14 protein-coding genes and 2 pseudogenes are annotated in these 13,750 nt (G+C 71.4%); 5 read left to right on the forward strand and 11 right to left on the reverse strand.

The window, feature by feature from the left end:
• The coding region (locus IH68_RS50740) for a polyketide synthase (RefSeq protein ID WP_037886141.1) at positions 1-1,454 on the reverse strand (1,454 nt) is incomplete at its 3' end.
• Positions 1,455-1,870: 416 nt separating this feature from the next.
• Between IH68_RS50740 and IH68_RS0141815 the strand changes: the two genes are divergently transcribed.
• A complete protein-coding gene (locus IH68_RS0141815) occupies positions 1,871-2,158 on the forward strand; it encodes a hypothetical protein (protein WP_030946881.1) in 288 nt (95 codons plus the stop codon).
• A 102-nt stretch (positions 2,159-2,260) separates the two neighbouring features.
• On the opposite strand, the gene IH68_RS0141820 is transcribed toward IH68_RS0141815, so the two are convergent.
• From IH68_RS0141820 to IH68_RS58650, 4 genes and pseudogenes are all read right to left on the reverse strand, one after another.
• Complete coding sequence (locus tag IH68_RS0141820; RefSeq protein ID WP_030946884.1) at positions 2,261-2,839, reverse strand: helix-turn-helix transcriptional regulator; 579 nt, start codon at positions 2,837-2,839, stop codon at positions 2,261-2,263.
• Between the two features lie 746 nt (positions 2,840-3,585).
• Positions 3,586-4,225: pseudogene (locus IH68_RS50745) on the reverse strand (response regulator).
• A 77-nt stretch (positions 4,226-4,302) separates the two neighbouring features.
• Positions 4,303-5,373, reverse strand: coding sequence for a recombinase family protein (locus tag IH68_RS55805; protein WP_234341769.1), 1,071 nt, complete (start codon positions 5,371-5,373; stop codon positions 4,303-4,305).
• The gene (locus tag IH68_RS58650) at positions 5,322-5,564 is read right to left on the reverse strand and encodes a hypothetical protein (RefSeq protein WP_030946888.1); all 243 of its coding nucleotides are present in this window, start codon (positions 5,562-5,564) and stop codon (positions 5,322-5,324) included. The genes IH68_RS55805 and IH68_RS58650 overlap by 52 nt, the downstream gene beginning before the upstream one ends.
• A 53-nt stretch (positions 5,565-5,617) precedes the next feature.
• Here IH68_RS58650 and IH68_RS58655 point away from each other — a divergent pair.
• Both IH68_RS58655 and IH68_RS0141840 read left to right on the forward strand, forming a co-directional pair.
• A pseudogene (locus IH68_RS58655) lies at positions 5,618-5,927 on the forward strand (ADP-ribosylglycohydrolase family protein); the annotation flags it as partial.
• Positions 5,928-6,011: 84 nt separating this feature from the next.
• Positions 6,012-6,506, forward strand: a complete 495-nt coding sequence (locus IH68_RS0141840; RefSeq protein WP_030946890.1) for an NUDIX domain-containing protein — start codon at positions 6,012-6,014, stop codon at positions 6,504-6,506.
• Between the two features lie 12 nt (positions 6,507-6,518).
• On the opposite strand, the gene IH68_RS0141845 is transcribed toward IH68_RS0141840, so the two are convergent.
• On the reverse strand, positions 6,519-6,719 hold the full coding sequence (locus tag IH68_RS0141845; RefSeq protein ID WP_030946892.1) for a type II toxin-antitoxin system VapB family antitoxin: 201 nt from the start codon (positions 6,717-6,719) through the stop codon (positions 6,519-6,521).
• Positions 6,720-6,795: 76 nt separating this feature from the next.
• On the opposite strand from IH68_RS0141845, the gene IH68_RS0141850 reads away from it, so the two are divergent.
• Entirely contained in the window at positions 6,796-7,533 is a 738-nt protein-coding gene (locus IH68_RS0141850) for an SIR2 family NAD-dependent protein deacylase (protein WP_030946894.1), read from the forward strand.
• Positions 7,534-7,574: 41 nt separating this feature from the next.
• Here IH68_RS0141850 and IH68_RS0141855 read toward each other — a convergent pair whose 3' ends face one another.
• The 3 genes from IH68_RS0141855 to IH68_RS0141865 form a co-directional block, all read right to left on the reverse strand.
• Complete coding sequence (locus IH68_RS0141855; protein ID WP_234341763.1) at positions 7,575-8,792, reverse strand: serine hydrolase domain-containing protein; 1,218 nt, start codon at positions 8,790-8,792, stop codon at positions 7,575-7,577.
• Positions 8,793-9,016: 224 nt separating this feature from the next.
• Positions 9,017-9,505, reverse strand: a complete 489-nt coding sequence (locus IH68_RS0141860; RefSeq protein ID WP_030946897.1) for a methylated-DNA--[protein]-cysteine S-methyltransferase — start codon at positions 9,503-9,505, stop codon at positions 9,017-9,019.
• A 20-nt stretch (positions 9,506-9,525) separates the two neighbouring features.
• A complete protein-coding gene (locus IH68_RS0141865; RefSeq protein WP_030946898.1) occupies positions 9,526-11,013 on the reverse strand; it encodes an AlkA N-terminal domain-containing protein in 1,488 nt (495 codons plus the stop codon).
• Between the two features lie 147 nt (positions 11,014-11,160).
• Here IH68_RS0141865 and IH68_RS0141870 point away from each other — a divergent pair, with 147 nt between their 5' ends.
• The gene (locus IH68_RS0141870) at positions 11,161-12,306 is read left to right on the forward strand and encodes an MFS transporter (RefSeq protein WP_037886143.1); all 1,146 of its coding nucleotides are present in this window, start codon (positions 11,161-11,163) and stop codon (positions 12,304-12,306) included.
• A 40-nt stretch (positions 12,307-12,346) separates the two neighbouring features.
• Here IH68_RS0141870 and IH68_RS0141875 read toward each other — a convergent pair whose 3' ends face one another.
• Positions 12,347-13,234, reverse strand: a complete 888-nt coding sequence (locus IH68_RS0141875) for a M56 family metallopeptidase (protein WP_030946904.1) — start codon at positions 13,232-13,234, stop codon at positions 12,347-12,349.
• A 61-nt stretch (positions 13,235-13,295) separates the two neighbouring features.
• Positions 13,296-13,679, reverse strand: a complete 384-nt coding sequence (locus tag IH68_RS0141880; protein ID WP_030946910.1) for a BlaI/MecI/CopY family transcriptional regulator — start codon at positions 13,677-13,679, stop codon at positions 13,296-13,298.
• Positions 13,680-13,750: the final 71 nt, after the last annotated feature.

Here is a 13,750-nt window from a genome sequence, read left to right on the forward strand (position 1 = left end):
AACGACGCCAACCGACCCGCCTGACCGGCAAGCCCGTCCCCACCACGACCCGACACCACCCACGGCACCACACCACCAGCCCCGAACACCGGCGCAGCGGCATCACCCCCGGACCCGACCGGGGGCACAACCGGAGGTTCCTCCAACACCACATGCGCATTGGTCCCCCCCATCCCGAAGGCGCTCACCCCAGCGATGAGGGGCGCATCGGGGTTGGGCCAGGAGCCGGCGGTGTCCTGCACCCGCAGGTGGAGGGCATCGAGAGGGATGTCGGGGTGGGGCGTCTCGAAGTTGAGGCTGGGTGGAAGTTCTCGGTGCTGGAGCGCCAGTACGGTCTTGAGCAGGCCGGCGATTCCGGCCGCGCCTTCCAGATGGCCCACGTTGGTCTTCACCGAGCCGACGCGCAGGGGCTGGTCGAGCGCCCTTCCTTCGCCCAGGGCGGCGCCGAGGGCGGCGGCCTCCACCGGGTCTCCGACCGGCGTTCCGGTTCCATGGAGTTCGACGTACTGGATGTCATGCGGAGCCGCCCCGGCGTTGCGCAGGGCACGGCGGATGACGTCCTCCTGGGCGTGCGGATCCGGTGCCGTGAGCGTGTCGCCGCCGCCGTCGTTGTTGACGGCGCTGCCACGGATGACGGCGCGGATGGGGTCGCCATCGGCGAGGGCCCGGTCGAGCGGCTTCAGTACGACGAGGCCTCCGCCCTCCCCGCGGACGTAGCCGTTGGCGCGGGCGTCGAAGGTGTAGCAGCGGCCGTCGGGCGAGAGCGCCCCGAGACGGTGCGGGTACAGGCTGCTCTCCGGGGCGAGTTGCAGATTGACACCGCCCGCGAGAGCGATGTCGCTGTCGCCGCTGCGCAGGCTCTCGCAGGCGAGGTGGAGGGCGACGAGGGAGGACGACTGCGCCGAGTCGAGGGTGAGACTGGGGCCGCGCAGGCCGAGCAGGTAGGAGAGCCTGTTGGCGATGAGTGCACGGTGGGTTCCGGTGAAGGACTGGTGAGTGACGCTCTCGGGTCCGAGCCCGTGGAGGAGGGTGGCGTAGTCGTCGTGGGCGGCCCCGATGAACACGCCGGTGCTGGTGGAACCGAGGTGTGCGGGGACGATGCGGGAGTCCTCCAGGGCCTCCCAGGCGAGTTCGAGGGCGAGGCGCTGCTGGGGGTCCATGGTGTCGGCCTCGCGCGGCGCGACACCGAAGAAACCGGCGTCGAAACGGTCGACTTCGTCGAGGAATCCTCCCCAGTGGGGTGCTTCGTCATCGGACGCGTTCTCGACGGACGCGCCGGCGAGCCTCAGCCGGTCGGCGGGAGTGGGACGCACGGCACTGTCTCCGGCGCGCAGCAGGCGCCAGAGGCCCTCCGGGTTCGGGGCGCCGGGCAGGCGGCAGGCCAGGCCGATGACGGCGATGGCACGCCGGGGCGCGGCGTTGAGCCCGTACCGAGTGCGTTCTGACTCGCTCATTCCACTCCACCAGCTTGTTGGCCCAGCCTGTGTGGACCGCAGACGTCGGGTACGGCGTGTGCACGGCATGCGTACGGTGCACGGCGTAGGTGACGGCCGTAGCCGCCGGGTCATGCGTCGGGCAGCGGATCACGGGGCCGCCCGGCTCCCCACGCTATGGGCGCATGGACTAGGGCGGCCCCTAGATTCCCGCTGCGGCCCGGAGGTGCATCCGGAGTGCGAGGGGCTTTCTTCTGACGGTGTTTTCGGGAAACGCCCAGACATGGCGGGGAGGAGGCCGCCGGGTGTTGCGCTCGTGCGGCTTCTGCCTCCTGAATGAGCGCAACACCGCTCGGGGGACCGCGGTGACGTGTCCGGGTCCGGGGCCGCCTTGCGCGGCGGCGTCCTGGCCCATCTGGAGAAGACGGAGGGAACGCATGACGAACGCGGAGCTCGCGGACCTGCGCGATGCATTGATCAAGCTGCGCGGCAGCCTTGAATCACTGCGGCTGGCCAAGGGCGACTCACCATACGTCCGCCGGCTGATGAACGACCTCGACCGGTTTCAGTTGGACATGGAGGACGTCCCCGGGGCCGGAGTTCACCTGTCGGCGTTGCACCGCAGCAAGAGTGCGAGGGAGGTCGTCCGGATCAAGGACGGCCCTGATGCGCACCTGCCGTGGCCGGACGCGGACGACGAGGGCATTGGTGGTCACCGCCGCTGAGGTGCGGGCACCGCCTCGGTGACTCCACCCGGGCGGCCATGGAAAACGCCGGACTTCCCGGCGCGGCCAGGAGTCCGGCGTCGACACCGGGTGTGGGGCGGGTCACTTCACGAAGTCGGGTACGGCACGGGGCGGCCAGCTGCCGACCGTGAGGACACCCATCGAGTAGGCGCGGGAGACGAGCGCGGCACGGTTGGGGGCCTTGAACCGGCGCAGCATCAGCCCCACGTGGTATTCCACGCCTTGGCGGCTGAGATAGAGACGTGAGGCCATCTGCACGGTCGAGGCGCCGGTGGCGACGCCCTCCAGAATGCGGGCATCCAGCGCCGTGAGCATCGGCCCCGGCTTGGCGGGCCCCTCCGCCGCCTCGGCCGGCTCGTCCTCCGGGCTCATCAGGAGGACGACACCGGAAAGGTCGTCCCTCTCGCCCTTCACAGCGATGCCGGTGATCTCCGCCGAGAAGACCCGGTCGTGGCCGCGCATTGCGACCACGCGCTCGACGAAGCGGCTGCCATGACCGTCGGACAGACGTGTGAAGTGTTTCGGGAGGATGTTGCGCGCGCTCGGATGCAGGACGTCGTAGATGCTGCGTCCGCAGATCTCCGTCGAGGAGCGGGCGACATGACGGAAGAAGTCGGCGTTCGCCGCTTCTATCCTGAGACCGGCGTCCAGGCTCGCCATGCAGGTGACATGCTGCGGGGCACTGGGCCGCCGCTCTCCACGACGGACGTTGCGCGGGAATTCCGAATGGCCGCTGACCATGGCCGGACGATCGACGTGGGGGAGCATCGAATTTTTCTCCTGAGCGGTCAACACGGGAAATTAATTTCGACTGCGCGGAACAGAAAACAGAAGACCTTGCGATAAATGGTCGATTATTTTCTGCCCCGCTGTCGGCGACATTAGGTGGGCCGCATTCCGGTGTCAACGATGACCAGGACCGGCGGGGAAACACTGCGGTACCCCCGCCGAGTGGGTTCGGTCATCGCGCGTAGAAATGGTTCGGCAGGGACGGTTCGGTACGGTCACATCTGCACCGGCCGGGCAACTTGCACACCCCCGGGCCCCTGCGTTGCGGCGCCACGGCACGCGAAGGGGGAGTCGAACGACCGTAACCCGACCGTCCACGTGCTGAAACGCCACAGGCACCGCACCCCGACCATCGTCAATAACGGCCCGATAACGATGTCGGCCCCTTGGTTTACCTCTGCGGGAAGTGGGAAATGGGCCGCCGCAACCGGCCGCGCGGGGCGGCAGTCACGAATTCCCCTTCGGCTCCTCGCCCGTTCAGGAGGCGGGAAAACATGCCGCTCTCGCCCGCCGTCCTTCTTTACCCTTTCACGCGAAAGAAAACTGTTCCGTCGTGGGGACGCAAGGAAAAGCAGGGAAGCACCCTGACTTTCAGGTCTCATTGACCGCCCTTGAGTTCAGAGCCGGTGATCCGCGCCCCGCACCGCCACCAGCCCCGACTCATACGCGAACACCACCAACTGCGCCCGATCCCGCGCCCCCAGCTTCGTCATCGCACGGCTGATGTGGGTCTTCGCCGTGAACGGGCTGATCACCATGTGCTCGGCGATCTCCTCGTTCGTCAGACCTCTCGCGGCCAGGGCCGTCACCTCGCGTTCGCGGCGGGTCAGGCATTCCAGGCCGGGGGGCGTCGCGCGGTCCGGTGGGCGGGAGACGAACTCACCGATCAGGGTGCGGGTGACCGAGGGGGACAGCAGGGCCTCGCCCCGCGCCACCACCTCGATCGCCTCGAGCAGGTCGGCGGGTTCGGTGTCCTTCAGCAGGAAGCCGCTGGCACCTGCCCGCAGGGCCTCGAAGACGTACTCGTTGAGGCCGTAGTTCGTCAGGATCACCACGCGGACCGCCGACAGGGCGGGTTCCGCCGCGATCCGCCGCGCCGCCTCTATGCCCGACATCACCGGCATCTGTACGTCGATCAGCGCGATGTCGGGGATCCGGGCGCGGATCAGCTCCAGGCCCTGTTCCCCGTCCGCCGCCTCTCCCACCACCTTCGACGCCGTCCTCGGCCTCCAGGAGCGCCCGGAAGCCCGCCCGCATCAGCGCCTGGTCGTCGACGAGCGCGCGGGCTGGTGGCGTTTGGGCCAGCAGCCCGGGAACGGTCCGGAGACGGCCGCTCAGCGACTCGCCGGGGTCACGTCGCGCCCGTCGGCGTCCACCCACCTGAACCGGTCGGTGACGTTCGGCGAGGCGCTGGCGGACACCTGCTTGACCCGCACTTGTCCGAGGACGTCAGGCGCCAGCAGCATGCAGGCGATGGAGCGCTGCTCCTCCACGGGCGTGGCGTCCCAGCGCTGCTCGACGTCGGGCCCGTAGTCGAACAGGGCCGCCAGCGGCGAGGGGATGGGCGCCAGCTCCGCCTCGCGGGTCTCCAGCTCGCGGATCTCCCCGCTCAGCCTCTCGATCTTGCGGCCGATGAGCCGCGCCTCGGCCGGGGTCTCGGGGTCCTCGCCCTCGAACGCCTCCAACTGGCTCTGCTTCAGGATCAGTTCGGCCTGCACGGTAGCCAGCTCCGTGCCGCCGTCCTGCGGCGTGACGTCCTGGTAGACGTCCGGTCGGGCCAGGTACCCGAGCACGACCGCACGGAGCACGCGGTCCGTGTCCTCCTTGTTGATGCGGGTGCAGCCCTTGCCGTGGCACTGGTAGGCCGGCGCCGTCACGGGGGCGTCGCAGACGTCGCACACGTGCGCGCCGCTGAAGGCGTGCAGGGCACCGCCGGAGAAGTTGGTGCGCCGGTCACCGTCCTTGAGGATGTCCTGCACCTCCCGCTCGACGGCGGCCATGGAGTGCCAGGCCCGGATGCGGAAGAACAGCTCGATGACGGCCTGCGCCTCGTCGCGCTTGGGCATCTGCTCGGTGGGGCGCATGACCCGGCGGCCACTGGCGTCCTGAACACGCTCGTAGTCGCGCTCGTAGCCGAAGGGGCACACGCCGTGGCCCCTGGCTCCGCCGGGGTGGTTGAGGTTGGTCTTCACGCCGCGCGTGACCCTTTTGTGGGTCTTGTAGCTCTCGTACTCGGAGTCGACCGCGTCCAGCAGCAGCGTCCGCCGGTCGTTGCCGTTGCGGGGGTCGAGGATGCGCTCGCGGGTCTGCATGTAGAAGCGCACGCCCTTCTCCTCGCACAGGTCGAGCAGCGTCACCCACTCGCCGGTCTTCCGGCTGCCGCGCGAGGACTCCCACAGCCACAGCGGGTCGGCGCCGAACTGGCGTAGCGGCTGGCGGAGCCGATGTTGTCGGGCTTGCCGAGGATGATGCCGAGGTCGGCGGCCGTCCTGGAGTGCTCCGCGTGCTGCTGCTCGGGGCTGCGCTCGGTGCCCGGCGTATCGACGCTGACGCGGAGGTACTCGCGGGCGGTGAGCGCTGCTGTGGCGGTGGTCATCGGTCCTCCCCTGGGTCACTTCCTGACCCCTTCCTGGGTAGCGCCAAGAACGGGGTTTCAGCGTGTACGGCGCGATGTGGGCAGCGGCGCTGATCGCGGCGGCGTTCACTGCGCCCACCGTGCGGCACGCGGTCGACCAGGCCCTGGCCGTCATCCCGGCGAGCAGCCGGCTCGCCCGTACCGTGCGGCGGGTCGTCTCCCTCCACGACACGCGGATGACCTGGGAGGACACGCTCACGACGGTCGGCGCAGTGGAAGGAGCCGCTGGAGGACACCGTCCGCAGCGCGGTGTTCGGCTTCGACGGGGTGCGCATCAGCGAACTGGCGGAGCGGACGGTGCAGCTGGCGGAGGCGGAGATCTAACCGAGGGCCGAGACTGGTCTGTCACTTGCCCGGCCTGGCAAGTGAGGGCGAGAGGCGACTGCGCGAGCTGGTTACCCTTCCTGGATGACCTCCACGCCAGACTTCGCCACGTACCTCGCCGGCCTGCCCCGCATTCTCGCCGGGGCCGCCGCCCTCTTCCGTGACGCCGAGGGCCGGGTGCTGCTCGTCGAGCCCAACTACCGTGAGGGCTGGGCGCTGCCGGGCGGCACGATCGAGTCCGACGACGGCGAGACCCCGCGCCAGGGCGCGCGCCGCGAGACGCTCGAGGAGATCGGTCTCGACCGCGAACTGGGCCCGCTGCTCGCGGTCGACTGGGTGTACAAGCCGAGCTGGCCGCCACTGGTGGCCTACCTGTACGACGGCGGTGTCCTCGACGAGGACGATCTCAAGGCGATCCGCCTCCAGGAGGAGGAACTGCTGTCCTGGCGCCTCGTGCCCCGCGAGGAGCTCGACGACTACCTGCTGGGCACCCTCGGCCATCGCGTCCGGGTCGCCCTGGACGTCCTCGCGGAGGGTTCGGGCACGGCCGAGCTGGAGAACGGACAGCGGGTGGCCTGACCGGGCGTCGGCTCACCCCTCGGGGTCGCGGGGCTTGACGTGCACCTCGTGCAGCCCCTCGTCGCGCGCGGCAACCCGGGCCTCGGTCCGGTGGCCGCGCTCGATGTAGTCGCGGACTACGAGCTCGACGGCGTCCTGAGGGCTGCCGACACCCGCGAGGACCATGACTTCCACGACGAGTTCGGCATCGAGCGAGACGGTGACCATGGCCATGGCCGGAACCTAGCACTGGACGGCGCGCACGAATATCCGTTCGCCCCACCCGGTCCGCCGTCCTACCCTCGGTGCCATGAGCAAGCCCCTCGTCGCGATCCTCAGCGGTGCCGGTATCTCGACGGACTCCGGAATCCCCGACTACCGCGGCCCGAACGGGCTGTGGCGGAAGGATCCCGAGGCCGAGAAGCTCGTGACGTACGAGTACTACATGGGCGATCCGGAGATCCGGCGGCGGTCGTGGCAGATGCGGCGCAAGAACCGGACTCTGAAGGCCGAGCCGAACGCCGCGCACCGGGCCGTGGCGGAGTTGGAGCGGTCCGGGGTGCCCGTGCGTGTGATCACGCAGAACGTCGACGGGCTGCATCAGCTCGCCGGGTTGGCTGCCCGCAAGGTGCTCGAACTGCACGGCTCAGCGCGGAGTTTCGTGTGCACCGGGTGTCATGCGCGCGGGCCGATGGAGGATGCGCTCGCCCGGGTCGAGGCCGGGGAGGACGACCCGGCGTGCCTGGAGTGCGGGGGCATTCTCAAGTCGGCGACGGTGATGTTCGGCGAGCGGCTCGACCCGGTGGTCCTCGGTGAGGCTCTCGCCATCACCAAGGCCTGCTCCGTGTTCGTCGCCGTCGGCACCAGCCTGCAGGTGCAGCCCGCGGCCGGACTCGCCGGCATCGCCGCGGACCACGGCGCACGGCTCGTCATCGTCAACGCCGACCCGACGCCGTACGACGACCGGGCCGACGAAGTGATCCACGAACCCATCGGCACCGCGCTGCCCGAACTCCTGGACCGGCTGAACGCGGAGAGCCGCAGCTAGGGCCGGGGCCGCCGTCCGGCGCGTCTACGACGGACGCCGTGTCAGCTCCCGGCCGGGACGACGGTGCCGAAGGAGGCTGCGGCGATCTGCTGGATGTAGCGCATCTCGGTGCCGTCGAGGTTGTCGGGGTTGAGGGAGTAGACGATCTTGCGGGAGAGGTCGCGGGTCGCGAAGACGCCGCTGGTGCAGCCGGGGCGGGAGCCGGTCTTGCCCCAGACCACGACTCCGTTGGAGGCCTCGACCCGCATCAGGCCCATGGTCATGCAGGCCCGGCCGGCGTCCGTCCGGGTGCGGCACTGGCTGCTGTGGTAGCTGGGGACGTCGGGAACCGCGAAGAGCTCGGCCTGCTGGGCCGGCGGAAGGAGACGGCCGCGGAACAGCTGGGTCATGAAGCGGTCGAGGTCGGCGGGGGTGGAGATCATGCCGCCCTCGGCCCAGGGCCAGGGGCTCTGCTCGGTGACGTCCACCGGGTGCCTGGTGCCGTCCGCGGACTTGACCATCAGGTAGCCGTGCGCGTGCGGGCCGGGCAGGGTCGGGTCGTCCGCGTCGGGGACGTAGGTGTCGTGCAGGCCGAGGGGGCGGGTGATCCGGGACTGCACCTCGTGGGCGAAGGTATGCCCGGTGATCTTCTCGATCAGCACGCCGGCGACGTAGTAGTTCATGCCGTTGTACTGCTGCGCGGTGCCCGGCGCGAACTGCATCGGCTGACCGGCCATCAGGTCGATCACCCGCTGCGGGGTGAAGCTCTTCAGACGGTTGGCGGCGAACCATTCGGGGCTGCCGTCGCCGAAGTCCGGGCTGTCGGCCGCGCGCGGCAGGCCGCTGGTGTGGTTGAGCAGCTGAGCCACGGTGACCGGCGGAAGGTCCGCCGGCAGCACGCCCGGCAGGTAGTGCTGGACGGGGGTGTCCAGGTCGATCCGGTGCTCGGCGGCGAGTTGGAGCACGACGGTCGCCGTGAAGACCTTGGAGATGCTGCCGATCCGGAAGTGCCCGTTGCGCGGGACGCCCTGGCCGGTCTCCAGGTCGCCCACGCCCGAGGTGCCCGACCAGTGGCCCGCACTGCCGGTGATCCGCAGCAGCGCGCCGGTGACGTCCGCGCTGGGCAGACCGCCGATGGCCGCCCTGAGCTCGACCGGGTCGAGTGCGGGCAGCGGGGTTCTGGCCGCCGAAGTCGCAGGCGCCGCAGCCGGGATCGCGGCGGAGGCGGGGGCGGCCACGCTCACGGCGAGGGCGGCCAGCACGGCGCCGGCTGCTGCCACGGTGGACCAACGGGTACGACGCACGGAGCAGTTCACGGCAGAGCTCTCCCAGGGTGGCGGTCGGACCGGCGAACGTCCGGCCCGACCACGAGTCTCCTGCGCCCCGGCAGCCCCGTTCATCGGGAGCGTCCCCGAGTAACCCCTCACCACACCCTGACAACTGATTCGGGGTCAGGGTCATACCTGATCAGGGTGACCGGGCCTGCACAGCGGATTTCAACGCCCTACCGCTGGAACAGGGCGGTTCCCCGCTCGAAATCGAGAAGTCGTCGTTTTCGGTCCAGGCCGCCGCCGTAGCCCGTGAGGCTGCCGTTGGCGCCGACGACTCGGTGGCAGGGGACGATGATGCCGATCGGGTTCTTGCCGTTGGCGAGGCCGACCGCGCGGGAGGCGGACGGGTTGCCCAGGGCGTCGGCCAGGTCGCCGTACGAACAGGTTTCGCCGTAGGGGATCTTGCGGAGTTGGTCCCAGACGGAACGTTGGAACGGCGTTCCGTGCAGGCTGAGTTCGACGGTGAACTCCTTCAACTCGCCCGCGAAGTAGGCTTCCAGTTGTTCCTCCGTCTCGTCGAAGAGCGTGTCCTCCCGTGCGCCGAAGGACTCCTCCGGTGGGCGGTGGCGTTGGGCGGTCATGTAGAGGCCGCACAGGACGCCGTTGTCGGCGACGAGGGTGAGGGGGCCGTACGGGCTGTCGATCACGGTGTGGTGTTTCACGGGGCTCATCGCGAACGTCCTTATACGGGAAGGAAGTTGATCGGGTGGCTGTCGGTCGCCCAGAGGTACTGGACCGCGTACGCCCGCCAGGGGCGCCAGGCCGCCGCGCGGGCGGTGAGGGCCGACGGGGTGGACGGGAGGCCCAGGTCCTGGGCGGCGCGGCGGATGCCGAGATCCGTGGGGAGGAAGGCGTCGGGGTCGCCGAGGGCGCGCATGGCGATGACGTCGACCGTCCAGGGTCCGAAGCCGGGGAGGGCGAGGAGCTGGGCGCGGGTTTCGGGCCAGTCGCTCTCCGGGCCCAAGTGGACGGTTCCGTCGGCGAGTTGGCGTACCAGGGTGGTGAAGGTCGTGCGACGGGTGCGGGGCATGGCCAGGGACTCGGGATCGAGGGCGGCGAGTGCTTCGGGGGTGGGGAAGAGGTGGGTGAGGCCGCCCTCGGGGTCGTCGATCGGGTCGCCGTGCGCCATGACCAGGCGGGAGGCGTGGGTGCGGGCAGCGGCCGTGGAGACCTGCTGACCGAGTACGGCCCGTACGGCGAACTCCGCCTCGTCGACCGTGCGCGGGACGCGTCGGCCTGGGGCCTTGTCGACCAGCGGGGCGAGCAGGGGGTCCGTGCGGAGCTGGTCGTCGATCGCGACCGGGTCGGCGTCCAGGTCGAGCATGCGGCGGCAGCGGCTGATGGCGACGGGCAGGTCGCGCAGATCGCTGAGGGTGAGGCGGCAGGCGATGTGGTCGGGCTCGGGGGCCAGGGTGGCGATGCCGTGGCCGTAGGGAAGGCGGAGGGTGCGGCGGTAGGCGCCGTCCCGCCACTCCTCCACGCCGGGTACGGCGGTGGCGGCGAGGTGGCCGAAGAGGTTCTCGGGGTTGAGGGGGGTGCGGAACGGCAGGCGGAGGGTGAGCGTGCCCGGCGTGGCGGACTGGGGGTTCCTCTTCTTGGGCAGCCGGGCCCGCAGTTCGCTCGGGGCGAGCGCGAAGACCTCGCGCACGGTGTCGTTGAAGGTGCGGATCGAGGAGAAGCCGGCGGCGAAGGCGATCTCTGCCATGGGGAGGACGGTCGTCTCGATCAACAGGCGTGCCGTCTGTGCGCGTTGGGCGCGGGCAAGCGCGAGCGGGCCGGCGCCTAGTTCGGCGAGCAGCTGGCGTTCGATCTGGCGGGTGCTGTAGCCGAGGCGGGCGGCGAGGCCTGGGACGCCGTCGCGGTCCACGACGCCGTCGGCGATCAGGCGCATGGCGCGGGCCACGAGGTCGGCGCGCTGGTTCCACTCCGGGGAGCCGGGGCTGGTGTCGGGGCGGCAGCGCTTGCAGGCCCGGAATCCGGCCTGCTGGCAGGCGGCCGCGCTCGGGTAGAAGGTCATGTTCTCGGGCTTGGGCGGTACCACCGGGCAGCTGGGCCGGCAGTAGATGCGGGTGGTCAGGACCGCCGTGAAGAACCAGCCGTCGAAGCGGGCGTCCTTGGACTGGACTGCGCGTACGCAGCGCTCTCGGTCGGTGTGCATCCCGTTCTGCATGCGTCCAGCATCAGCGATGGGCAGGACGGAGGCTGGCGAGAATCCGACATCAAGGTGGTGTGGGCTGGACCGGTCCGGATCACCCCCTCCTCTGCACGGTACGCGGTGGGTACGCTGCCCTCCATGGACCGTGGACGGCAGCGACCGATGTGGCCGCTGTACGCGGCGGGGTTCACCACCGCCTTCGGGGCGCACGGTATCGCCGCGAACCTAGGGGGTGCCGGAAAGGGCGCGGTCACCTCGCTGCTCGTCCTGGGCGGCCTGCTCGCGCTCTATGACGGTGCGGAGGTCGTGCTGAAGCCGGTGTTCGGCACGGTGGCCGACCGGGTCGGGGCGCGGCCGGTGCTGCTCGGCGGGCTGGTGGCCTTCGCCGCCGCGTCCGCGGTGTACGTCCTCGCGGACAGCCCGGGGTGGCTGTGGGCGGCGCGGCTCGGGCAGGGGGCGGCGGCGTCCGCGTTCTCGCCGGCCGCGTCCGCGCTGGTGGCGCGACTCAATCCCGCGGCCAAGCACGGGCGGGTCTTCGGGAGTTACGGCTTCTACAAGTCCGTCGGCTACACGCTCGGGCCACTGATCGGCGGGGTGCTGGTGTGGGCGGGCGAGCTGCGGCTGCTGTTCGCCGTGCTGGCGGTCCTCGGTGCCGCCGTTGCGGTGTGGGCCCTGGTCGCCGTACCCGTCGTAGCGCCGCTTCCGCGGGCCCGGCAGACCGTGCTGGATCTGGCGCGGCGGCTGACGGACCCGGCGTTTCTCGTGCCGACGGCCGCGCTCGCGGGGGCCACCGCCGCGCTGTCGGCCGGGGTGGGCTTTCTCCCGGTGTCCGGTGCGGTGGCGGGGTTCGGGACGGTGGCGACGGGTGCCGCGGTGTCGGTGCTGGCCGCCTGCGCGGCGGTCGTGCAGCCGCGTGCCGGGCGGGCCTTGGACGCGGGGCGGCTCACCGCAAGCACCGGGCTCACCGCCGGGCTGCTGCTCGCGGCGACCGGTCTGGCCTGCGCGATGCTGCCCGGCCTGACCGGCGTCCTGCTCGCCGCCGCCCTCATCGGCACCGGCACGGGCCTGATCACCCCACTGGGCTTCGCGACCCTGGCCTCGGCGCCCCCGCAGGAACGGCTCGGGCAGACGATGGGCGCGGCGGAACTCGGGCGCGAACTGGGGGATGCGGGCGGGCCGTTGCTGGTGGCGGGGGTGGCAGCCGCTGCGACCCTGACGTACGGGTTCGGGGCGCTGGCGGTGGTGACGGCGTGCCTGGCGGTGGGAGTTGTGGCGGGGGTACGGAGGGCGACGGCAGGGGCGCGCTGAGGCGAGCGCCAGTCCGCCATCAGGCCGGGGCGCGTCCGCCTTACGTCAGCACGCTCCCCAGAAGCTGCAGCAGATCCCCCGTGGCGTCCGCCGCGCCGAGTGCGGGCAGGACTCCGAGGGCCAGTACCGCCGCGGCGATCCGGCGCAGGTGGGGCGGCGGGGCCGTCTGCAGGGCGGCGACGCGGCGGGTGACGGCGCGGTCGGAGAAGTGCAGTGCGCAGCCGGGGCGGTGTGCGACAAGGGCGGCTCGGGCCAGGGCCTGCGCCGTGGTCCGGCGGTCGCCGACCGCGGTGGCGGCCTGTTCGTCGGCCCAGCGCTCCACCAGGTAGGCGACCGTCGTCCGTACCGGCACGAGCAGCGGGTTCGCCGCCGCGGCGAGGGTGACCGCGTGGACGAGCAGGGAGTGGCGGTGGGCGAGGTGGGCGCGCTCGTGGGCGAGCAGCACGCGGCGTTCGGCGGGGCGCAGGGCCGCGAGCATGGCGGAGGTGACCAGGATCCGGCCCGGGGTTCCGGGCACCGCGAACGCCTGCGCGGTCGGTGAGGCCGCCACGACGAGTTCGGTGCCGTCCGGGTGGCCCTCGCACAGGCGGCGCAGGGTGCGGCGGGTGGCGCGTTCGGCGCGGACCGCCCGCAGGACCCGGCAGGCGGCGACCGCGAGAACCACGAGCGCGGCGAGCGCGACGACTTCGGGGACCGGATCGGGCAGCACCTTGCCGTCCTCACGGGCGTCGGCGACGACCGGCGGCGCCTCGTCGACGAGCGTGACGGTCAGCAGGACCAGCGCCCAGGTGGTGGCGCCCGCGGCGAGGACGGCGGCCGCGGTCAGGGCCCGGGCCGCCGGAGCGGGCGCGAGGCGCAGGCCGACCTGCGGGCTGACGATGGCGAGCAGCAGGGACAGCAGGAGCGGGGTGTAGACGTCGATCCTCATGTCCCGCTCCGCCTCCCCTTCGCCCACTGCTCCCGTTGCCACTGCGCCTGCGGCCGCCGCCTCACGCACCGCTCTCGCCGAGGAGTGCACGCAGCGCGGACTCCTCCGCCGGGCTCAGGCCCGTGACGAACTGCTGGAGGGCGGCTATCGGGTCGGGGCCGCGGTCCAGGGCCTGGTGCATGGCCTCGGCCGTCATCTGGGCCGCGTTCTTCGCCGGGCGGTAGGCGCCGCGCCGGCCGTCGGCGTCCCGCAGGACGAGGCTCTTGTCGTGCAGCCGCCGCAGGATCGTGTGCACGGTGTTGTAGGCGAGGTCGCCGCCGAGGTCGGCCTGGATCTCGGCAGGCGTGAGGGCCCGGTCCGTCGCCCAGAGGGTGGCGAGGACCTCGCTCTCCAGCTCACCGGGGCTGCGTCGCTCGCCCCTGCCGCGGGAAGTCGTGCCTGCCATGGCCACCACCTTACGGTGCGTAGGGTCCGACGGTCACCAAGTCGCACCGGCCCCTTACCCGCCTCCGGTTC

The sequence above is a fragment of the Streptomyces sp. NRRL S-646 genome, from assembly GCF_000720765.1.
Lineage (GTDB): Bacteria > Actinomycetota > Actinomycetes > Streptomycetales > Streptomycetaceae > Streptomyces.